Annotated in this window: 17 protein-coding genes and 1 pseudogene; 13 read left to right on the forward strand and 5 right to left on the reverse strand. The window is 74.7% G+C overall.

All coding sequences use genetic code 11. The features are described 5' to 3' along the window. From ACZ4V6_RS33475 to ACZ4V6_RS33490, 4 genes and pseudogenes are all read left to right on the forward strand, one after another. Positions 1-153: pseudogene (locus tag ACZ4V6_RS33475) on the forward strand (flavodoxin-dependent (E)-4-hydroxy-3-methylbut-2-enyl-diphosphate synthase); the annotation flags it as partial. A 227-nt stretch (positions 154-380) separates the two neighbouring features. Further along, entirely contained in the window at positions 381-1,229 is an 849-nt protein-coding gene (locus tag ACZ4V6_RS33480) for a GNAT family N-acetyltransferase (RefSeq protein WP_467834635.1), read from the forward strand. Positions 1,230-1,283: 54 nt separating this feature from the next. Then, complete coding sequence (locus ACZ4V6_RS33485; protein WP_467834636.1) at positions 1,284-1,817, forward strand: GNAT family N-acetyltransferase; 534 nt, start codon at positions 1,284-1,286, stop codon at positions 1,815-1,817. A 73-nt stretch (positions 1,818-1,890) separates the two neighbouring features. Next, positions 1,891-3,594 (forward strand): proline--tRNA ligase, encoded by a 1,704-nt coding sequence (locus ACZ4V6_RS33490; protein ID WP_467834638.1) that lies wholly within the window; start codon positions 1,891-1,893, stop codon positions 3,592-3,594. 650 nt (positions 3,595-4,244) lie between these two features. Here the strand turns inward: ACZ4V6_RS33490 and ACZ4V6_RS33495 are convergent. From ACZ4V6_RS33495 to ACZ4V6_RS33505, 3 genes are read right to left on the reverse strand one after another with little or no spacing between them, the layout of a single operon-like run. Continuing rightward, the gene (locus tag ACZ4V6_RS33495; protein WP_467834640.1) at positions 4,245-5,144 is read right to left on the reverse strand and encodes an aminoglycoside phosphotransferase family protein; all 900 of its coding nucleotides are present in this window, start codon (positions 5,142-5,144) and stop codon (positions 4,245-4,247) included. Between the two features lie 41 nt (positions 5,145-5,185). Beyond that, complete coding sequence (locus tag ACZ4V6_RS33500) at positions 5,186-5,650, reverse strand: ferritin-like domain-containing protein (RefSeq protein ID WP_467834641.1); 465 nt, start codon at positions 5,648-5,650, stop codon at positions 5,186-5,188. Beyond that, positions 5,647-6,186, reverse strand: coding sequence for a hypothetical protein (locus ACZ4V6_RS33505; protein ID WP_467834642.1), 540 nt, complete (start codon positions 6,184-6,186; stop codon positions 5,647-5,649). The genes ACZ4V6_RS33500 and ACZ4V6_RS33505 overlap by 4 nt, the downstream gene beginning before the upstream one ends. A 236-nt stretch (positions 6,187-6,422) precedes the next feature. Here ACZ4V6_RS33505 and rimP point away from each other — a divergent pair, with 236 nt between their 5' ends. The 9 genes from rimP to ACZ4V6_RS33550 all read left to right on the forward strand — a co-directional run bounded on the left by rimP (position 6,423) and on the right by ACZ4V6_RS33550 (position 18,847). Then, positions 6,423-6,950, forward strand: a complete 528-nt coding sequence (gene rimP / locus ACZ4V6_RS33510; protein WP_467834643.1) for a ribosome maturation factor RimP — start codon at positions 6,423-6,425, stop codon at positions 6,948-6,950. Positions 6,951-6,952: 2 nt separating this feature from the next. Continuing rightward, complete coding sequence (gene nusA / locus ACZ4V6_RS33515; RefSeq protein WP_467834644.1) at positions 6,953-7,951, forward strand: transcription termination factor NusA; 999 nt, start codon at positions 6,953-6,955, stop codon at positions 7,949-7,951. Between the two features lie 137 nt (positions 7,952-8,088). Then, a complete protein-coding gene (locus ACZ4V6_RS33520; protein ID WP_467834645.1) occupies positions 8,089-8,370 on the forward strand; it encodes a YlxR family protein in 282 nt (93 codons plus the stop codon). A 174-nt stretch (positions 8,371-8,544) separates the two neighbouring features. Beyond that, positions 8,545-11,559: a translation initiation factor IF-2 gene (gene infB, locus ACZ4V6_RS33525; RefSeq protein WP_467834647.1), complete on the forward strand. Its 3,015-nt coding sequence runs from the start codon at positions 8,545-8,547 to the stop codon at positions 11,557-11,559. A gap of 199 nt (positions 11,560-11,758) precedes the next feature. After that, positions 11,759-12,052 carry a DUF503 domain-containing protein gene (locus ACZ4V6_RS33530; protein ID WP_077801785.1) on the forward strand — a complete coding sequence of 98 codons (294 nt, stop codon included), beginning with the start codon at positions 11,759-11,761 and terminating at the stop codon, positions 12,050-12,052. 47 nt (positions 12,053-12,099) lie between these two features. Continuing rightward, the gene (gene rbfA, locus ACZ4V6_RS33535) at positions 12,100-12,555 is read left to right on the forward strand and encodes a 30S ribosome-binding factor RbfA (RefSeq protein ID WP_451692790.1); all 456 of its coding nucleotides are present in this window, start codon (positions 12,100-12,102) and stop codon (positions 12,553-12,555) included. Next, the gene (truB, locus tag ACZ4V6_RS33540) at positions 12,552-13,457 is read left to right on the forward strand and encodes a tRNA pseudouridine(55) synthase TruB (RefSeq protein WP_467834649.1); all 906 of its coding nucleotides are present in this window, start codon (positions 12,552-12,554) and stop codon (positions 13,455-13,457) included. The genes rbfA and truB overlap by 4 nt, the downstream gene beginning before the upstream one ends. Positions 13,458-13,717: 260 nt before the next feature. Then, the gene (locus ACZ4V6_RS33545) at positions 13,718-17,758 is read left to right on the forward strand and encodes a hypothetical protein (protein WP_467834651.1); all 4,041 of its coding nucleotides are present in this window, start codon (positions 13,718-13,720) and stop codon (positions 17,756-17,758) included. Between the two features lie 132 nt (positions 17,759-17,890). Then, a complete protein-coding gene (locus tag ACZ4V6_RS33550; protein WP_467834653.1) occupies positions 17,891-18,847 on the forward strand; it encodes a bifunctional riboflavin kinase/FAD synthetase in 957 nt (318 codons plus the stop codon). Positions 18,848-18,896: 49 nt separating this feature from the next. On the opposite strand, the gene ACZ4V6_RS33555 is transcribed toward ACZ4V6_RS33550, so the two are convergent. Continuing rightward, positions 18,897-19,901: an ABC transporter ATP-binding protein gene (locus ACZ4V6_RS33555; RefSeq protein WP_467834655.1), complete on the reverse strand. Its 1,005-nt coding sequence runs from the start codon at positions 19,899-19,901 to the stop codon at positions 18,897-18,899. Then, a partial coding sequence (locus ACZ4V6_RS33560; RefSeq protein ID WP_467834656.1) for an ABC transporter ATP-binding protein occupies positions 19,898-20,847 on the reverse strand: 950 nt, incomplete at its 5' end. The genes ACZ4V6_RS33555 and ACZ4V6_RS33560, both read right to left, overlap by 4 nt.

Genomic DNA, 20,847 nt, shown 5'->3' on the forward strand with positions numbered 1-20,847 from the left:
AAGGGCCAGATCTTCGTCAAGGGCGAGGTCATCAAGACCGTGCCCGAGTCCAAGATCGTGGAGACCCTCATCGAGGAGGCCATGAAGATCGCCGAGCAGATGGAGAAGGACGGCGTGACCTCCGGCGAGCCGTCGGTCTCCGTCGCGGGCTGAGGCTCCGCGCCCGTCACCTCCCGGCGCCGGGCCGGTGCGTTCCGGCCCGCCCGGCGTCCGAGGACGAGACGAGCCGGGGCCGGAGCGGGGTCCGGGGCGCCGTCCCCTGGACGTCCGCTCACCCGGCCCGCGCCGGCGAGCACGCGGCGACAGCAGGCGGGGCGACGCCGTTCGGCATCCGCGGGTACAGTGCGGAGATCAGCAGATCTTAGGGTGAGGCCCCGCACGTGTTGACGCAGACCACCTCCCGCGTGCTCGAACCGAGCGACCTGGACGCCGCGCTCGCCGTCCTCGACCGCGAGCCGGTCGCCAACGCCTTCGTGACCGCCCGGGTGCAGATCGCGGGCCTCGACCCGTGGCGCCTCGGCGGCGAGATGTGGGGCTGGTACGAGGACGGCATGCTGACGTCCCTGTGCTACGCGGGCGCCAACCTCGTCCCCATCTGCGCCACCCCCCGCGCCGTCCGCGCCTTCGCCGACCGCGCCCGTCGGGCCGGCCGCCGCTGCTCCTCCATCGTCGGCCCCGCCGAGTCCACCGCCCAGCTCTGGCGGCTCCTCGAACCCGGCTGGGGCCCGGCCCGCGAAGTCCGCGGCCGGCAGCCCCTCATGGTCACCGACCGCATGTCCGCCGACGTCGCCCCCGACCCCCGCGTCCGCCGCGTCCGCAAGGACGAGATGGAGCGGATCATGCCGGCCTGCGTGGCGATGTTCACCGAGGAGGTCGGCATCTCCCCGCTGGCCGGCGACGGCGGTCTGCTCTACCAGGCCCGGGTCGCCGAACTCGTCGGCTCCGGCCGGTCCTTCGCCCGTTTCGACAGCGACGGCCGGGTCGTCTTCAAGGCCGAGATCGGCGCCGCCACCGACCGCGCCTGCCAGATCCAGGGCGTGTGGGTGGCCCCCGACTACCGGGGACGGGGACTCGCCGCCCCGGGCATGGCGGCCGTCCTGCGCTACGCCCTGGCCGACGTGGCCCCGGTGGTGAGCCTGTACGTGAACGACTTCAACACGGCGGCCCGGCGGACCTACCACAGGGTGGGCTTCCGGGAGGTCGGCTCCTTCATGAGCGTGCTGTTCTGACCCCTGCCGATCGCCCCCGGCACACAGCCGCGTCACCCCTGTAGGCTCCCCGCCATGGACCTCGTCATCGGCCCCCTGGACCTGTCAGCCCACGTCGACGAGGCCCTTGCCGTCCAAGCCGCCGCCTTCGGACTCGGCCCCGACGAGGTGGCCGTCCGCCGCCAGATCGTCCAGCGCCACATGACCTACCCCGGCGCCCGCGCCCTCGGCGCCACCACCCCCGAGGGGGAGCTCGTCGGCTTCGTCTACGGCATGCCCAACGACCGCACCCACTGGTGGTCCACCGTCGTCGAGCCCTACCTCCGCGCCCAGCACAACGACGCCTGGCTCGACGACTCCTTCGTCATCACCGAACTCCACGTCCACCCGGCCCACCAGAACCGCGGGGCGGGCCGCTCACTGATCACCACGATCACCGACACCGCCGCCGAACCCCGCTCGATCCTCTCCGCGATCGACACCGAGAGCCCCGCCCGCGGCCTCTACCGCTCCCTCGGCTACACCGACCTCGCCCGCCAGGTCCTGTTCCCCAGCGCGCCCCGCCCGTACGCCGTGATGGGCGCACACCTTCCGCTGCGCAGGCCATAACCGATTTCCACCGCACCGGACCACCCGGCTAACCTCCTAGCACCACCCTTACGCAGCAGGAGACACGAGAACCATGGCCAACGCACCGGTCCAGCGCATGTCGAAGTTGATGGCGAAGACGCTGCGCGACGACCCGGCGGACGCCGAGGTCCTCAGCCACAAGCTGCTGGTCCGCGCCGGGTACGTGCGCCGCACCGCCGCCGGCCTGTGGAGCTGGCTGCCGCTCGGCAAGAAGGTCCTCGGCAACATCGAGCGCATCGTCCGCGAGGAGATGGACGCCATCGGCGCCCAGGAGGTGCAGCTCCCCGCCCTGCTGCCGCGCGAGCCCTACGAGGCCACCGGCCGCTGGGAGGAGTACGGCCCCGAGCTGTTCCGCCTCCAGGACCGCAAGGGCGCCGACTACCTCCTCGGCCCCACCCACGAGGAGATCTTCACGCTGCTGGTGAAGGACCAGGCGTCCTCCTACAAGGACCTGCCGGTCATCCTCTACCAGATCCAGAACAAGTACCGCGACGAGGCCCGTCCCCGGGCCGGCATCCTGCGCGGCCGCGAGTTCCTGATGAAGGACTCCTACTCCTTCGACGTCGCCGACGAGGGCCTCGCCGAGTCCTACGCCCTGCACCGCGCCGCCTACCAGCGCATCTTCGAGCGCCTGGGCCTCGACTACCGCATCTGCGCGGCCACCGCCGGCGCGATGGGCGGCTCGAAGTCCGAGGAGTTCCTCGCGCCCGCCGAGGCCGGCGAGGACACCTTCGCGGACTGCCCGAACTGCGACTTCGCCGCCAACACCGAGGCGATCACCTACGCGCTGGAGCCGGTGGACGCGTCGGACGTGCCCGCCGCCGAGGACATCCCCACCCCGGACACCCCGACCATCGAGACCCTCGCCGCCTCCCTCGGCGTCCCGGCCTCCGCCACTCTGAAGAACCTGCTCGTCAAGGTGGACGGCGAGATCGTCGCCGTGGGCGTGCCCGGCGACCGCGAGGTTGACATGGACAAGGTCGAGGCCCACTTCGCCCCGGCCGCCGTCGAACTGGTCACCGCCGAGGACTTCGTCGGCCGCCCCGACCTGGTCCGCGGCTACGTCGGCCCGCAGGGCTTCGGCGACAAGCTGAAGTACATCGCCGACCCGCGCGTCGCGCCGGGCACGGCGTGGATCACGGGCGCCAACAAGGAGCACACCCACGCCAGGAACGTCGTCGCCGGCCGTGACTTCGAGGTCGACGAGTACGTCGACGTCGTCGTGGTCCGGGACGGCGACCCCTGCCCGAAGTGCGGCACCGGCCTCAAGCTGGACCGCGCCATCGAGATCGGTCACATCTTCCAGCTCGGCCGCAAGTACACCGACGCCCTCAAGCTCGACGTCCTCGGCCAGAACGGCAAGCCGGCCCGCGTCACCATGGGCTCCTACGGCATCGGCGTCTCCCGCGCCGTCGCCGCCCTCGCCGAGCAGCACGCCGACGAGAAGGGCCTCGTCTGGTCCAAGGAGGTCGCCCCGGCAGACGTCCACGTCGTCGCCGCCGGCAAGGCCCTGCAGACCGAGCTGGCGCTGGAGGTCTCCGACAAGCTGGCCGCCGCCGGCGTCCGGGTCCTGGTGGACGACCGGGCCGGCGTCTCCCCGGGCGTCAAGTTCACGGACGCCGAGCTGATCGGCGTCCCGCAGATCCTGGTCGCCGGCCGCCGCTCCGCCGAGGGTGTGGTCGAGCTGAAGGACCGCCGCACGGGAGAGCGCGAGGAAGTAACGGTCGAGGAGGCCATCACCCGCCTCACCAGCTGACGGCTTCCGGCCGCGGGGGTGGACCGCGCGGCCGGGGATGTCCGACGCGGGTACGTTCACGCGCCCCCTCTGCCGGGGCGCCCGGCGCGGGTGCGGGGCGGGGTGGGTTCGCGCGCCCGGCGCTTTCGGGGTGCCTCCCCCACTCTCGGCTTCGCTCGAGCGGGGGGACCCCCACCGCCCACCCGTGCCGCCCTGGGGGTACCGCCCAGGCCGTTCAGGCACTGGGGGAGGCACGACTGCCCGCAGCGGCGGCGGCACGGCGACTGCCCGCAGCCGGGACGGCAGCGCACGACGGCTGCCCGCAGCTGAGTGGGGACGGCGGGACAGCCGCGTACGGCGGGAAGGGGACGTGTCGGGGGGTGTCCGCCCGCAGCGGTTGGCGCGTCAACGCCCCGTCTGTTGGTCAGTACCCGATTCCGCGCCGTTCCGAGGACGGACACCCCCCGACGCGGCCCCGACCCACCACCGGACCCAAGGCGCTACGCGCACCCCCACCGAACCCGCACGGGCCGCCGCAGGCATCCGCGCACCCCCACCGAACCTGCACGGGCCGCCGCAGGCATCCGCGCACCCCCACCGAACCTGCACGGGCCGCCGCAGGCATCCGCGCACCCCCACCACACCCGCACAGGCGCCGCAGGCACCCGCGCTCACAGCCAGCCCGCGAACTCCAACAGCAGTTCCGCGTCCCGCTCGCGGCCGACCCGATGGGCCCGTACGCCCGACTCCACCGCACGGAACAGCGTCCAGCCGCGCAGCCGCTCCTGGTCGACCTCCAGCGACTCGGCGAGCCGCTTCACCCGCCGCCGGGTCGTCGAGGCGCCCGACGGCTGGGCGATCAAATCCTCCACCCGGTCCCGCACCAGCCGCGCCAGGTCGAAGGCGTTCTCGCCGACCACCGGGTCCGGTCCCACGGCCAGCCACGGCATCCGGTCCCCGGCGAGCACCTTGCTCTGCCGGAACGTGCCGTGCAGCAGCCGCTGCTCGGACGGCGCGGCCAGCAGCTCCTCGCGGGCCGCCAGCGCCGCGTCCACCAGCGCGGCCACCCCCGGATCGGCCGCGGCGCCCGCCCGCATGGCCTCGGCCTGACGCCCAGTCCGTTCGGCCACGGTCTCGAAGGAGTGACCGGCGGGCGGCTCCACCCACAGCCGCCGCAGCGTGCCCGCGGCCTCCAGCAGCGCCTTCGACTCCGGCAGGGACCGCACCGACACGTCCGGATGCAGCCGCTCCAGCAGCAGCACGCCCTCCGGCGTGTCCCCTCCGAGCAGCTGCACGGCGCCCAGCCCGCCCCAGTGGGCGAGCGCCGCCCGCTCGCTCTCGGGCCGGGCCCGGCGCGGGGCCAGCTTGAGCACCGCCGGCGTCCCGTCGGCCCGCCGCACCAGGATCACCAGGCTGCTGCGTCCGCCGGGCACCTGCACCCGCTCCACGGTCGCCCCGCACAGCGCCACGGCCTCCCGCGCCGTCCCCGGCAGCTTCTCCAGCCAGTCGTCACCGACCGGTGCCGTCTCACCGAGCGCCCTGACCAGACGCCGCGGCGGTTCGAAAGCCATGCGCGAGCCGTTCCCTTCCCGTACGGGACCTGCCGTACGTGTTACGCAGTCGGTGACGCCGAGGCCGACGGTGTGCCGGCCCGCTCGGCGAGCCCAGGGAAGGCTACGCTCCCGCCGCGCCAGCGCACGGCCCGGACCGCCGCCTCGCGCAGCGCCCCGGCCGCCGTGGCCCGCAGCTCGCCCTTCGCCGCCCGCACCAGGTCGGAGTAGACCCCGGCCGTCCGGCTCTCCAGCTCGGCCGCCAGCCGCACCGCGGCCGCCGCGTCCGGCACCGCGAAGGGCAGCGCGTACCCGGCCGCCGCGGCGACCGGCCTGCCGCCCAGGTCGCCCACCTCGCGCGCCAGCGCGTCCCGCCGCGCCCGGTGCGCGTCGTACGCCGTCCGCGCCTCGGTACGCCGCTCCTCGCCGATCCGCCCGCCGACGACGCCGTAGCCGTACACCGCGGCGTGCTCGGCCGCCAGTGCCGCCTGGAGGGCGTCCAGCACCCGGTCCTTCGCCTCGCTCACCCGTCACCCTCCGTCAGCAGAAACACGTGCGCCGCCCCGGCCGCCGCCACCGACGCCAGCAGCCGTGCCGACTCGCCCGGCACCTCCAGCAGCGCCCCGGCCCGCCGGTCGGCCAGCTCGCGCTCGGCGGCGGCAAGCCCGGCCAGCGCGTCCTTCTCGGTCACCGGCACGCCGGAACCGTCCCCCGGCCCGGCTGCCCGCGCCGAGAGCGACGGCGACGCCTTCGGGGAGGCGGCCCGCGCGCCGCCGAACGCCTCCGCGTGCCGTACGACCTCGTCCCGCAGCGGCCGCAGCCGCGCGCCCAGCCCCGGGTGCGCGGCGATCACCGCGTCGTACCGCGCGGCCAGCACCTCACTGTCCCGCGCCGCACGCGCGCGTGCCCGTTCGTCGGCGGACGGTGTGCCGCCCGCGGTGTCGGAACCGGAGCCACCGGTACAGCCGGCGAGCAGGGCGGCCCCGGCGGCCCCGGCGGCCGAGGTGAGCAGGCTCCTTCGGCGCGGCCCCGAGGGCAGGCGCGGCGATGAGGGGAACGACACGGCAGACGTCCTCGGCAGACTCGTACGGAACCGACGGGTGAGCGAGGGCGCGCGGCGGGAAGAGCGGGGACCAGCGGCGCGGCACGCCCGTGATCACGGTACCCGGGCCTCGCCCGGGCACCACTCAGCGGCACCGCCGGTCCCGGGTGGACGGCAACACCCCCCGCGACCGGATACCCTTTGACCAGACACGCGCCCCATCCCACAACAGCACACGCGGCCGAGGAGTCACCCGGATGAGCACCACCCAGAGCGAGAGGCTGCGAGAGCTGCTGGAGCCGCTCGTCACCTCCCAGGGTCTGGACCTCGAAGAGATCGCCGTGGACTCGGTCGGACGCAAGCGCGTGCTGCGTGTCGTCGTCGACTCCGACACCGGTGCGGACCTCGACCGGATCGCCGATGTGAGCCGCGCGCTCTCGGCGAAGCTCGACGAGACGGACGCGATGGGCGAGGCGGAGTACACCCTCGAGGTCGGAACCCCGGGCGCGGAGCGCTCCCTCACCGAACACCGCCACTACGCGCGGGCCGTGGACCGCCTGGTGCGGTTCCAGCTCCACGAGGGCGGCGAACTGGTCGCCCGGATCCTCGGCGTGGACGACGACGGACTCGACCTCGAAGTGCCCGGAGTGAAGGGCCGCAGGGCCACCACCCGCAGACTCGCCTTCGGCGACATCGACAAGGCACGCGTCCAGGTCGAGTTCAACCGCAAGGACAAGCAGGACAAGCAGGACGAGAAGGACATGACGGAAGAGGAGGAGGCGTAGCCGTGGACATCGACATGAGCGCCCTGCGGGGCTTGGTACGGGAGAAGGAGATCTCCTTCGACCTGCTGGTCGGAGCGATCGAGTCGGCCCTCCTCATCGCCTATCACCGCACCGAGGGAAGCCGCCGGCACGCGCGCGTGGAGCTCAACCGGGAGACCGGACATGTGACCGTGTGGGCGAAGGAGGACCCCGACGACCTCGAAGAGGGCCAGCAGGCCCGGGAGTTCGACGACACCCCGTCCGACTTCGGCCGTATCGCCGCCACCACCGCCAAGCAGGTCATCCTGCAGCGGCTGCGCGACGCCGAGGACGACGCGACGCTCGGCGAGTACGCCGGCCGCGAGGGCGACATCGTCACCGGAGTGGTCCAGCAGGGCCGCGACCCGAAGAACGTGCTCGTCGACATCGGCAAGCTGGAGGCCATCCTGCCGGTGCAGGAGCAGGTGCCCGGCGAGTCCTACCCGCACGGCACGCGGCTGCGCAGCTACGTCGTCCGGGTGGCGAAGGGTGTGCGCGGCCCGTCCGTGACCCTGTCGCGCACGCACCCCAACCTGGTGAAGAAGCTCTTCGCCCTGGAGGTGCCGGAGATCGCCGACGGTTCCGTCGAGATCGCCGCGATCGCCCGCGAGGCCGGCCACCGCACGAAGATCGCCGTCCGCTCCACCCGTTCGGGTCTGAACGCCAAGGGCGCCTGCATCGGCCCGATGGGCGGCCGGGTCCGCAACGTGATGGGCGAGCTGAACGGTGAGAAGATCGACATCGTCGACTGGTCGGACGACCCGGCCGAGATGGTGGCGAACGCGCTCTCCCCGGCCCGCGTGTCCAAGGTCGAGGTCGTGGACCTGGCGGCCCGCTCCGCGCGCGTGATCGTGCCGGACTACCAGCTGTCGCTGGCGATCGGCAAGGAAGGCCAGAACGCCCGGCTCGCGGCCCGGCTGACCGGCTGGCGGATCGACATCCGGCCGGACACCGAGCAGCCTTCCGAGCGTTCCGCGCAGTAGGACGGCCCCGCGGCCCGACCGGGAACGGGGAATAGATCCAAGCCGCCCGTCGCTGAGATCACGACAGGTTGGCGCACGGCACGTGTTCGATTCTTGCCCCAAAGGGGTGAGGTCGGTCCGGGGAGGTAGACTGAGGAGTGTCTGGCCGGACATCTAGCCGCGCACGCCCTGAGCGCACCTGCGTGGGGTGCCGGGAGCGAGCGGTCAAGAGCCAGCTGCTGCGGACCGTGGTGATCGAGGACGCATGCGTCCCCGATGCACGCGGTACGCTGCCCGGCCGGGGTGCGTATGTGCACCCCGCCACGGTCTGTGTCGACCAGGCAGTGCGTCGTAAGGCGTTCCCGCGGGCGCTCCGCGTCCCGGGCCCGCTCGACGTAAAGGCGTTGCGCTGCTACGTCGAGCGGGCACAAGGTTGCTGAAGGCACCATGTGAGCAACGTGGTAAGGAAGACGTGCCGCACGGAACCCCGTGCGGCCTGGTACCTCGCGAGTCGAAAGCAGGTCGAGATTGCGATGAGCACTCGATGAGTACGCGATGAGTACGCCCATGAACTAGCGACGGTCCGGACGCAACCCGGACCTCAGAGGAGCGAAGTGGCTAAGGTCCGGGTCTACGAACTCGCCAAGGAGTTCGGTGTCGAGAGCAAGGTCGTCATGGCCAAGCTCCAGGAACTCGGTGAGTTCGTCCGTTCGGCGTCTTCGACCATCGAAGCGCCCGTAGTACGCAAGCTGACAGACGCCTTCCAGCAGGGTGGCAACGGCAAGTCCGCCAAGCCCGCCCCCCGCAAGGCGACCCCCAGGCCCGCCGCGCCCTCTCCGGCGCAGGCGGCACGTCCGGCCGCGCCGCGGCCGGCCGCACCCAAGCCCCCGGCCGCCGAGCAGCCCGCGGCTCCGTCGGCGCCCGCGCCGGCGGCTCCGGGTCCGCGTCCGACGCCGGGTCCCAAGCCGGCCCCGCGTCCGGCTCCGGCCGCCCCGGAGTTCACCGCGCCTCCGGCGGCTCCCGCCGCCCCGGCGCCGTCCGGCCCCCGGCCCGCCGCGCGCCCCGGCGCCCCGAAGCCCGGCGGTCGTCCCGCCGGTCCCGGCCAGGACCGTGGTCAGCAGGGCGGCCAGGGCCGTCCCGGCGGCCAGCGTCCCGGTGCCCCGGCACAGCGTCCCGGCGGCCGTCCCGGCGGTCCGCGCCCGGGCAACAACCCCTTCACCTCCGGCGGCAACGCCGGCATGGCGCGTCCGCAGGCGCCCCGTCCGCAGGGCGGACCCCGACCGGCCGGTGCCCCCGGCGCCGGTCCCCGTCCGCAGGCTCCCGGCCAGGGCGGCGGTCCGCGTCCCCAGGCTCCGGGCGGCAACCGCCCGACCCCGGGCTCGATGCCGCGTCCGCAGGGCGGTCCCGGCGGTCCCCGTCCCGGCGGCCCGCGTCCGAACCCCGGCATGATGCCGCAGCGTCCCGCTGCCGGCCCGCGTCCCGGCCCCGGCGGCCGCGGCCCGGCCGGTGCCGGTCGTCCCGGCGGCGGCGGTCGTCCGGGCGGCGGCGGCTTCGCCGGCCGTCCCGGTGGCGGCGGCGGTGCCGGTCGTCCCGGTGGCGGCGGCGGCTTCGCCGGTCGTCCCGGTGGTGGCGGCGGCTTCGGCGGCGGCGGTGGCCGTCCCGGCTTCGGCGGCCGTCCCGGCGGTCCCGGCGGCCGTGGTGGCACGCAGGGCGCCTTCGGCCGTCCCGGCGGTCCCGCGCGTCGCGGTCGCAAGTCGAAGCGGCAGAGGCGCCAGGAGTACGAGGCCATGCAGGCCCCGTCGGTCGGCGGCGTGATGCTGCCTCGCGGCAACGGCGAGACCATTCGCCTGTCGCGCGGTGCGTCGCTCACCGACTTCGCGGAGAAGATCAACGCCAACCCGGCGTCGCTCGTCGCGGTCATGATGAACCTCGGCGAGATGGTCACCGCGACCCAGTCCGTCTCCGACGAGACGCTCCAGCTCCTCGCCGGCGAGATGAACTACGACGTTCAGATCGTCAGCCCGGAGGAGGAGGACCGCGAGCTGCTCGAGTCCTTCGACCTGGAGTTCGGCGAGGACGAGGGCTCCGAGGAGGACCTGGTCGTCCGTCCGCCGGTGGTCACCGTCATGGGTCACGTCGACCACGGCAAGACCCGACTGCTCGACGCCATCCGCAAGACGAACGTCATCGCGGGCGAGGCCGGCGGCATCACCCAGCACATCGGTGCCTACCAGGTCGCGACCGAGGTCAACGACGAAGAGCGCAAGATCACCTTCATCGACACCCCGGGTCACGAGGCGTTCACCGCCATGCGTGCCCGTGGTGCCCGCTCGACCGACATCGCGATCCTGGTCGTCGCGGCCAACGACGGCGTCATGCCGCAGACGGTCGAGGCGCTCAACCACGCGAAGGCGGCCGACGTGCCGATCGTCGTCGCGGTCAACAAGATCGACGTCGAGGGCGCCGACCCGACCAAGGTGCGCGGTCAGCTGACCGAGTACGGCCTGGTGGCCGAGGAGTACGGCGGCGACACCATGTTCGTCGACATCTCCGCCAAGCAGGGTCTGCACATCGACTCGCTGCTGGAGGCCGTGATCCTCACGGCCGACGCCTCGCTCGACCTGCGGGCCAACCCGCACCAGGACGCGCAGGGCATCTCGATCGAGTCCCGTCTCGACCGCGGCCGCGGTGCCGTGGCGACGGTCCTCGTCCAGCGAGGCACGCTGCGGGTCGGCGACACGATGGTGGTGGGCGACGCCTACGGCCGCGTCCGCGCCATGCTCGACGACAACGGCAACAACGTCGCCGAGGCCGGTCCGTCGACGCCGGTCCAGGTCCTGGGCCTGACCAACGTCCCGGGCGCCGGTGACAACTTCATCGTGGTCGAGGAGGACCGTACGGCCCGCCAGATCGCGGAGAAGCGCGCCGCCCGCGAGCGGAACGCCGCGTTCGCCAAGCGCACGCGCCGCGTGTCGCTGGAGGACCTGGACAAGGTGCTCAAGGCCGGCGAGGTCCAGCAGCTGAACCTGATCATCAAGGGTGACGCTTCCGGTTCCGTCGAGGCCCTCGAGTCCTCGCTGCTCCAGCTGGACGTCGGCGAAGAGGTCGACATCCGCGTCCTGCACCGCGGCGTCGGTGCGGTCACGGAGTCCGACATCGACCTGGCGATGGGCTCCGACGCCATCGTGATCGGCTTCAACGTGCGCGCCGCCGGGCGTGCCGCGCAGATGGCCGAACGCGAGGGTGTGGACGTCCGGTACTACTCGGTCATCTACCAGGCGATCGAGGAGATCGAGGCGGCCCTCAAGGGCATGCTCAAGCCGGAGTACGAAGAGGTCGAGCTCGGTACGGCGGAGATCCGCGAGGTCTTCCGCTCGTCCAAGCTGGGCAACATCGCGGGTGTCCTCATCCGCTCCGGCGAGGTCAAGCGCAACACCAAGGCGCGCCTCATCCGCGACGGCAAGGTCATCGCGGAGAACCTCAACATCGAGGGTCTGCGTCGCTTCAAGGACGACGTCACCGAGATCCGCGAAGGCTTCGAGGGTGGTATCAACCTCGGAAACTTCAACGACATCAAGGTCGACGACGTCATCGCGACCTACGAGATGCGCGAGAAGCCGCGGGTGTGACACCCGGCTGCTCCGGCCGGCCGACGGGACGCGTCCCGTCGGCCGGCCGGCCGCTGTCTGCGGCACCCCGCGACGTCGCGCGGCCGGCGGGGAAACCCCGTCGAGTCACCGGCCGGATCGGGGTACCGTTCCTGATGTCCCTGCCCACACCTGTGGCAGGGCCATCGATCCCGTGCCGGCGGGTCATCCGGATACACACATGTACGTGGGGACGCTGTCCTTCGACCTCCTCCTCGGCGACGTACGGTCGCTGAAGGAGAAGCGCTCCGTCGTCCGCCCGATCATCGCCGAGCTCCAGCGGAAGTACTCCGTGAGCGCGGCCGAGGTGGAGAACATGGACCTGCACCGGCGAGCCGGTATCGGTCTCGCCATGGTCTCCGCGGACGCGGGGCACCTGACCGACGTACTCGACCGGTGCGAACGGCTGGTGGCCGCCCGTCCCGAGGTGGAACTGCTGTCGGTCCGACGGCGCTTCCACGGCGAGGACGACTGACTTCCCCAGCCCAAGAACAGAGACAGGAAAGAACGGGAGACGGACCAGTGGCCGACAACGCGCGGGCGAAAAGGCTGGCGGACCTCATCCGGGAGGTGGTGGCCCAGAAGCTGCAGCGCGGGATCAAGGACCCGCGGCTCGGCTCGCACGTCACCATCACGGACACCCGGGTCACGGGTGACCTCCGGGAGGCGACCGTCTTCTACACGGTCTACGGGGACGACGAGGAGCGCAAGGCCGCCTCCGCCGGGCTGGAGAGCGCCAAGGGCATCCTGCGCTCCGAGGTCGGCAAGGCGGCCGGCGTGAAGTTCACGCCCACCCTGACCTTCGTCATGGACGCCCTCCCGGACACCGCCCGGAACATCGAGGACCTCCTCGACAAGGCGCGCCAGTCCGACGCGAAGGTGCGCGAGGTGTCCGCGGGCGCCGCGTACGCCGGTGAAGCGGACCCGTACAGGAAGCCGGGCGCCGAGGACGACGAGACGGACGACACCGCCGAATGACCGCCAAGCACACCACGCCCGACGGCCTCGTCATCGTCGACAAGCCGTCGGGCTTCACTTCGCACGACGTCGTCGCCAAGATGCGGGGCATCGCCCGGACGCGGCGCGTCGGGCACGCCGGCACGCTCGACCCGATGGCGACGGGCGTCCTGGTCCTCGGCGTGGAGCGGGCCACCAAGCTCCTCGGGCACCTCGCCCTCACCGAGAAGGAGTACCTGGGCACCATCAGGCTCGGGCAGACGACGCTGACGGACGACGCCGAGGGCGAGATCACGAGGTCGCAGGACGCCTCGAAGGTCACCCGGGAGGCCGTCGACGCCGCCGTCGCCAAACTGACCGGCGACATCATGCAGGTGCCGTCCAAGGTCAGCGCCATCAAGATCAACGGCGTGCGCTCCTACAAGCGGGCGCGCGAGGGCGAGGAGTTCGAGATCCCCGCCCGTCCCGTCACCGTCTCCTCCTTCGCGGTGTACGACGTCCGGGACGCCGTCGCCGAGGACGGCACCCCGGTGCTGGACCTGGTGGTCTCGGTGGTCTGCTCCTCCGGCACCTACATCCGTGCCCTGGCCCGCGACCTCGGCGCCGACCTCGGCGTGGGCGGCCACCTCACCGCACTGCGCCGCACCCGCGTCGGTCCGTACAAGCTGGACGCCGCGAAGACGCTGGACCAGCTCCAGCAGGACCTCGCGGTCATGCCGGTCGCCGACGCGGCGGCCGCCGCCTTCCCGCGCTGGGACGTGGACGTCAAGCGGGCCCGGCTGCTCCTCAACGGGGTGCGGCTGGAGATGCCCGACGCCTACGCGGGCGCCGGTGCCGTCGCCGTCTTCGACCCCGACGGCCGCTTCCTCGCGCTCGTGGAGGAACACCGGGGCAAGGCGAAGAGCCTGGCCGTCTTCGGCTGATCCCACGGCCCGTCAACTCCCGCCCGTGGAGCGGCGGTCACGGGGACTGCCACGTCCGCCGCTCCACGGTCCCCCTCGGTTCCCCCACCCCTAGGGTGTATCCAGCCTCTCCCTTCTGTTCACCCGTCCGGGCAGGCGCTCGGAGTGAACCGGGGGAGTGGAAGGGGGCGCGTTCGCGAGGTGATCTGTCCCGCCGATCTTCACGTGCCTACCGTCGAGCAGAGCACGGGTGTACGGCGGCACGGCGGGGAGGTGCGGCGATGGCGTCGCGGAACCGGTCCCGGGAGGCGGGCGACAGCACACGACGGCTGTCATGGGACGGCCTTCCGGGCCCGCACGACGGCGCCCCGCCGTCCCCCGGCGACGTGGACGGCGCCCTCGTCCGCGTCCACGACCTGGCCGGCCGCCCCCGGGGCGCGGGATTCGCCGCCGACCACCACGGCACGGTGATCACCAGCCACGAAGCGGTCGACGGCCTGGCCCGGCTCGTCCTGCGCACCGCCGGGGACCGCCGCCTGGTCGTGGCCGCCGCGGACGTGACCCCGCTGCCCGGCCTGGGCCTGGCCCTCGTACGCGCCGAAGGCCTCGGCACCGACCCGCTGCCCGTCACCGTGCGGGACCGGGTCGAGGCGGGGACCTACGTCCGGATCGCCGCGGGCTGCTGGCGCGAGGCCCGGGTCCTCGGCACCACCGACGTCACCTACACGGCCACCGACCGCTTCCACCGCGTCGGCGGCGCCCTGGAACTGGCGGTCGGCACGTCCGGGCTGGACGCGCTGCGGCTCGGCGGCGGCGCGGCCGGCGGGCCCGTGCTCGACGCCGCGACCGGCGCCGTCCTCGGCGTCCTCGGCACCGCCCTGACCTCAGGGCACCGCGACGCCGGCTTCGCCGTGCCGCTGCGCGCGGCCCCCGGCCCCCTGGCCGACCTGCTCGCCGAGAACGCGGAGACGGTCCCGGCGTACGGCGCGGACCTCAATCCGGCGGGGATTCTGGAACTCACGGCGGCGGTGCGGCGGGACGGCCCGGGACCGCTTCCGCCGGCGGGCGGAGCGGGCCCCGCGGAGCCGGTCGGACGGGCCGTGCCCGCCCGCGAGTTCGCCGCGTTCGCCGCCCGCACGGACGGGCCGGTCCACGTCCTCGGGCTCGTCGGCGCGCCCGGAACCGGCCGCACGACCGAGCTGGAGGCCCTCGCCGCCCGCCGTTCCCGGGGGCCGGCCCCCGCACCCACGCTGTGGCTGCGCGGTGCCGACCTGCGCGACGACGACACGTCGGTGGCCGACGCGGCACGCAGGACGCTGGCCCGCGCCGCACGCCTCGTGGCCGCCCCGGCCGGGTCCCGCCCGGCCGGGCTCGGCGACATCACCCCGGAGCGCCTCGCCCGCCTCGCCGGTTCCGCCGGCCGCCCCCTGCTGATCCTCCTCGACGGCCCCGAGGAGATGCCGCCGGCCCTGGCCCACCGCCTCGCCGAGTGGACCGAGGGCACGACGGCCTGGCTGCGGGGGACGGGGGCACGGCTGATCGTGGCGTGCCGGGCGGAGTACTGGGAGCGGGCGGGGGCGGAGTTCCCCCGGGAGGTGCTGCACGGAGCGGAGGCCGGGCGACCGGCGGCTGCGCGGGGGACGGGGGAGCGGCTGCGCGGGCCGGTGCCGGCCTGGGCGGCGGGGGAGCTCGCCGGTGTGCCCGCGCGGGGACCGAGGCCCGCGGGCGGCGACGCGGGACGGGCGGGGGCACCCCGCGGGGAGGGTGCGGCGGGGGGCGCGGTCGGGACCGTGACACCGAGCACGAGCCCCGAGACGGCCGCCGCCGGTCACGCGCGGGCGGCGGGGGGTACCGCGTCGGGCGTCCTCGCGGCGGAGACGGCCGCCGGGGGGTCCGGGGAGCGGGGGACGGCTCCGGCGGCCGCCGGACCGCAGGCCGGTGACGGGCGCGGCGGGGAGCCGGGGGGCGCCCCGGCGGGGTTCGGGGCGGAGGTGGTCGCCGGGGGGCGGCGGCTGTCCGGGGAAGCCCGGTCCGGTGCCGGTGCCGGGGGGCTCGGGGGCGGCCTCGGGGCGGGGACCGGTGGCCGGGGGACCGGGTGGTCCGGGACCGGCCCGGCGGGGCACCGGCCGGACGCGGGCGCCGCGCGCCCCGCGGCGGCCGGCGCCGGACGCGGTGCGCTGCCGCCCTGTGTGCGCCTCGGTGACCTGGGGGACGACGAGGCGCGGGAGGCACGGGCGCGCTACGGCATCGCGGAGGGCACCCTGTCGGACGACGACGGGCGCCACCCCCTCACCCTCCGCCTGCTCTCCGAGGTGCAGGCGGCCCTCCCCGGCCCCCCGCCGGCCGCCCGCATCGACCGGGACGCGGTCCTCGGGGCCTACCTGGACCTGGTGTGCCTGCGCGTCGCCTCCCGGCTGGCCGCGGAGGACGGTCTGCGCGGCACCGCCGTGCGCCGGCTCGCGGCACGGGTCTGCGGGCAGGTCCACGAGGCCGCCCGGCGCAGTCTCGGCCCCGGGCAGGGAGAGCTGGACCAGGAGTCCTTCGACGCGGTCTTCCCCCGGGGTCCGGCGCCGGCCCGGCTCGGCGGCGGCACCGGCTGGGCGCACGCCGTACTCGCCGAGGGCCTCCTCGTACCCGCCGGCGACGGCTACCGATTCGCCCACGAGGAACTCGCCGACTGGCTCCAGGGCATCCACCTCGACCTGCACGAGGCCCTGCGCGTCCTCGTCCACGACCGCCACGCCCCGCAGGACACCCACACCCTCCCCGTCCCGCACCACCGCATCGGCCCCGTCGTCGAGGCCCTGCTGCACCTCGGCCGCCAGTACGGCGTTCCCCAGCTCGCCCTGACACTGGAGGAGCTGGTGCACGCCCTGGACACCGACCCGCACCCCTGGTGGGCGGGCCGGCTCCTCGCCGGGACGCTGACGCGCGTGCCCGACGCGACGCCGTACACGCAGGTGCTGCGCCTGCTCGCCGACGGCATCGCGGAGCGGCGGGGCGAGGGGCGGCCCGCGCCCGCGGAGTTCGGGCCCGCCTTCTGGACGGCCCTGCGGCTGCCGCAGGCCACGCGCCTCGACCTGCTGCGCCGTCTGGTGCTCGCCGACGGCGCCCCGCACGAGCCGGGTCCCCGCCACCTCGACACCGCCGCCCGCCTGCTCGCCGCCGACCCCACGGCCGTACAGCCGCTCCTCGTCCGCTGGTTCGACGACGAACGGCCACTGCCCGCCGCCCCGCACGCCACCGTGGCGACCGCCGCGCAGGCGCTGCTGCACACCCACCGCCACCGCGGTCTGGACGGCCTCACCGACGTGCTCGCCGACAGCGCGCACCGACGGGCCGGCGAGCTGCTCGCCGTCCTGGCCGAGGAGGAGCCGTCCGCCGTCTGCCGGGCCGTCGACCGGTGGGCGCGCGACGAGCGGCCGGCCCGGCACGCGGCGGCCGTGACCCACGGGCTGCGCGCCGCGCCCCACGCGCGTACCGCCGCCGACCGCACCCTGCTGCGCCATGCCGCCCTCGTCCTGCTCACCCGCCCCGCCGACGGCCTCCTGCACGGCGGCGCCCTCGCCCTGCTCGTCCAGGACCCGGGCAGCCGCGACCGGCACCTGACGCGGGCGCTGGAGCACTTCGCGGCGGGCGACCCGTATCTGCCGCCGAGCGCGGTGGCCGCGGCCCTGCCGACCCACCCCGGCCCGGTCCTCGACGCCTTCCGGGCCCGGCTGCGCGGCCCGGACGCCGGGGAGGCGCTGCGCGGACTCCTCGACGCCACCACGCCCCAGCTGGCCCGCCGGGTCGCCGCACTGGTCGGCCAGGCCGTGGCGGAGCGGCCGGAGACCGCCGGACACGTGGCCGCGTACACCGACCGGCGCCTCGACCAGGGCCCCGCCGCCCGCGGCGTGCTCCTCCCGCTGATCACCGGACTGCTGGACGGCGGACCGGAGGCGGTACGGGCCGCGCTGGCCGGCGTCCTCGCCGGCGACGGCGCCCCCGCCTCCGGGTCCCTCCGCCGGGAGCTGCGGGAACACCTCCTGGCCCACGAGGACGACCCCGCCGTGCTGGACGCGCTGCTGCGCGCCGCCGCCTCCCAGGGCGGCGACGGCCTGAGGGCCCTCGTCCACCGCACCGCCCTGCTCATGGTCCGCACCCCGGACGGCACCACCCGCCTCGACCGCGCCCTGGTCGACCTGGCCCGCCACCTCCCCGGGTTCGCCGGCCGGGTCACCGGCTGGCTGGCGGACGCCCCCGAGCAGTGGGCCGCACTGGTCGGCCCGAGCGCACGCCGCACGATCGAGGGCCTGGCGGGCAACCGCGTCCCCGCCTGACCGCGGCCGGTGCGCGGCGTGCGGCCGGTCACAGCGCCCATGCCGATGCGGGCGGGCGGCGCCCGGCATGGCACCCTTAGACCTGCATCACAGGCTTCGACTCCGACGAATGTGCGACAAGGAGCAGACACAGTGCAGCGCTGGCGTGGCTTGGAGGACATCCCCGAGGACTGGGGGCGCAGCGTCGTCACCATCGGCTCCTACGACGGAGTCCACCGCGGACACCAGCTGATCATCAAGCACGCCGTGGACCGCGCCCGCGAACTGGGGGTCCCCGCCGTCGTCGTCACCTTCGACCCGCACCCCAGCGAGGTCGTCCGCCCCGGCAGCCACCCGCCGCTGCTCGCCGCGCACCACCGCCGCGCCGAGCTCTGCGCCGAACTGGGCGTGGACGCGGTGCTGATCCTCCCGTTCACGACGGAGTTCTCGAAGCTGTCCGCGGCCGACTTCGTGGTCAAGGTCCTGGTCGACAAGCTGCACGCCAAGGCCGTCGTCGAGGGCCCCAACTTCCGCTTCGGCCACAAGGCCGCCGGGAACGTGGACTTCCTCGCCGAGCAGGGCCGGATCTACGACTTCGAGGTCGAGGTCGTCGACCTGTACGTGTCCGGCGAGGCGGGCGGCGGCGAGCCGTTCTCCTCCACCCTGACCCGCCGCCTGGTCGCCGAGGGCGACGTCCGGGGCGCCGCCGAGATCCTGGGCCGCCCGCACCGCGTGGAGGGCGTGGTCGTCCGCGGCGCCCAGCGCGGCCGGGAGCTGGGCTTCCCCACGGCCAACGTCGAGACCCTGCCGCACACCGCGATCCCCGCCGACGGCGTCTACGCCGGGCGGCTGCACGCCCAGGGCGAGGTGATGCCGGCCGCGATCTCCGTCGGCACCAACCCCCAGTTCGAGGGCACCGAGCGCACGGTGGAGGCGTACGCCATCGACCGCGTCGGCCTCGACCTGTACGGGCTGCACGTCGCCGTGGACTTCCTGGCCTTCGTCCGGGGCCAGGCGAAGTTCGAGACGCTGGACGCGCTCCTGGAGCGGATGGCGGAGGACGTCGAGGAGTGCCGCGAGATCATCGCGGCGGAGGACAAGCGGGCCTGACCGGCAGCCGACGGCCGGCGGCCCGCCCCGTCCCGGCCGCCCGGCCTCGTCAGACCGCCCCGGTCCCCGCCCCCGCCTGTGCCCGCGCCCAGTGGCAGGCCACCTGCGCCTCGCCGCCGCCGTCGAGAACCTCCAGGCCGAGGGTCCGGCACGCGTCGGCGACGCCCGCACGGTCCGCCTCGCCGCTCGCCAGGACCTGGCAGCGGGCGTGGAAGCGGCAGCCGGCGGGGACGCGGGACGGGTCCGGGGGTTCGCCGGTGAGGACGACCGGGTCCCCGGGGGCCTCGGGCAGGACGGACAGCAGGGCCTGGGTGTACGGATGCCGCGGCTCCGTCAGCACCTGCTCGACCGCGCCCGTCTCCACGATCCGGCCGAGGTACATCACCGCGACCCGGTCGGCGATGTTCCAGGCCAGACCGAGGTCGTGGGTCACCACCAGCGCGGACAGCCCGAGTTCGGTGCGCAGCCGCAGCAGCAGCGCCAGGATCTCGCCGCGCACCGAGGCGTCGAGGGAGGCCACCGGCTCGTCGGCGACGAGCAGTTCGGGCTCCAGGACCAGCGCGCCCGCGATGACGACCCGCTGGCGCTGGCCGCCCGACAGTTCGTGCGGGTAGCGCAGGAAGAAACGCTCGGGCGGCCGCAGCCCGGCCCGGGCCAGGGCCCCGGCGACCGCCGCCCGCTCGTCACCGCCGTACCCGTGGACGCGCAGCCCCTCGGCGACGGCGTCGTAGACCGTGTGCCGCGGGTTGAGGGAGCCGCTCGGGTCCTGGAGGACCAGCTGGGCGCGCCTGCGGTAGGCCTTCAGCGCGCGCGAGGAGCGGCCGAGCGGCGCCCCGTCGAAGGTGATGCGGCCCGAGGTCGGCCGGACCAGGCCGAGCAGGGAGCGGGCCAGGGTCGTCTTGCCGCAGCCGGACTCGCCGACCAGCGCCACGATCTCGCCGGGCCGGATGTCGAGGTCGACCCCGTCCACGGCCCGGGCCGGCGGCGCGCCGTGCCGGCCGGGGAAGGTGACGTGCAGGCCCTCGACGCTCAGCAGCGGTGGCGTGGTCGTCATGCGGTGCGGCTCCTCGCTTCTGCTTCCTGCGCGGCCGCCGGCGCCCCCGCGGCCACGTGCACGCACGCCGCGCGCCGGTCTGCGCCCGCGTCGCGCAGCGCCTGGTCGTCAGTGGCGCAGACGTCCAGCGCGACGGGGCAGCGCGGGTGGAAGGCGCAGCCGGACGGCACCGCGGCGGGATCGGGCGGGTCGCCGGGCAGCCCGCGCGGCGCGAACCGCGAACGCGGGTCGCCGATCCTCGGGAACGCCTCCGACAGGGCCCTGCCGTAGGGGTGGCGGGCATCGTCGTGGACCAGTCGCGCCGGGCCCTCCTCGACCACCCGGCCCGCGTACATCACCGCGAGCCGGTCGCAGGTGTCGGCGAGGACGGCGAGGTCGTGACTGATCATGATCAGCCCCACGTCCTGCTCGCTCACCAGCTCCTCGATCAGGCGCAGGATCTGGGCCTGGACCATCACGTCGAGCGCGGTGGTGGGTTCGTCGGCGACGATCAGGCGGGGATCGCAGGCCAGCGCCATCGCGATCATCACGCGCTGCCGCTGCCCGCCGGACAGTTCGTGCGGGTGGGCGGACGCCCGTGCCGCCGGCAGGCCCACCTGCTCCAGCAGCTCACCGGCCCTCCTGCGGGCCTGGGCCGGGGTCGCCCTGCGGTGCAGCAGGATCGGTTCGGCGATCTGGTCGCCGACGCGGTGCACGGCGTTGAGGGAGTGCATCGCGCCCTGGAAGACGATCGACGCCCCGGCCCAGCGCACCGCCCGTACCCGGCCCCACCTCATCGTCAGCACGTCCTCCCCGTCGAGGAGGACCTCGCCGCCGACCCGGGCCCCGGCGGGCAGCAGCCGCAGCAGCGCCAGCGCCAGCGTGGACTTGCCGCAGCCGGACTCGCCCGCGATGCCGAGCTTCTCGCCCGCGGCCAGGCTCAGGTCGACCCCGCGCACGGCGGCCG

The sequence above is a fragment of the Streptomyces sp. NPDC029152 genome (genome assembly GCF_055564355.1).

Excerpts from the sequence above, each read along its gene's own strand:
- ACZ4V6_RS33485 (WP_467834636.1), top strand. The coding sequence starts at position 1,284 with ATGGACCTCGTCATCGGCCCCCTGGACCTGTCAGCCCACGTCGACGAG.
- ACZ4V6_RS33490 (WP_467834638.1), top strand. The coding sequence starts at position 1,891 with ATGGCCAACGCACCGGTCCAGCGCATGTCGAAGTTGATGGCGAAGACG.
- ACZ4V6_RS33495 (WP_467834640.1), bottom strand. The coding sequence starts at position 5,144 with ATGGCTTTCGAACCGCCGCGGCGTCTGGTCAGGGCGCTCGGTGAGACG.
- rimP (WP_467834643.1), top strand. The coding sequence starts at position 6,423 with ATGAGCACCACCCAGAGCGAGAGGCTGCGAGAGCTGCTGGAGCCGCTC.
- ACZ4V6_RS33530 (WP_077801785.1), top strand. The coding sequence starts at position 11,759 with ATGTACGTGGGGACGCTGTCCTTCGACCTCCTCCTCGGCGACGTACGG.
- truB (WP_467834649.1), top strand. The coding sequence starts at position 12,552 with ATGACCGCCAAGCACACCACGCCCGACGGCCTCGTCATCGTCGACAAG.
- ACZ4V6_RS33545 (WP_467834651.1), top strand. The coding sequence starts at position 13,718 with ATGGCGTCGCGGAACCGGTCCCGGGAGGCGGGCGACAGCACACGACGG.
- ACZ4V6_RS33555 (WP_467834655.1), bottom strand. The coding sequence starts at position 19,901 with ATGACGACCACGCCACCGCTGCTGAGCGTCGAGGGCCTGCACGTCACC.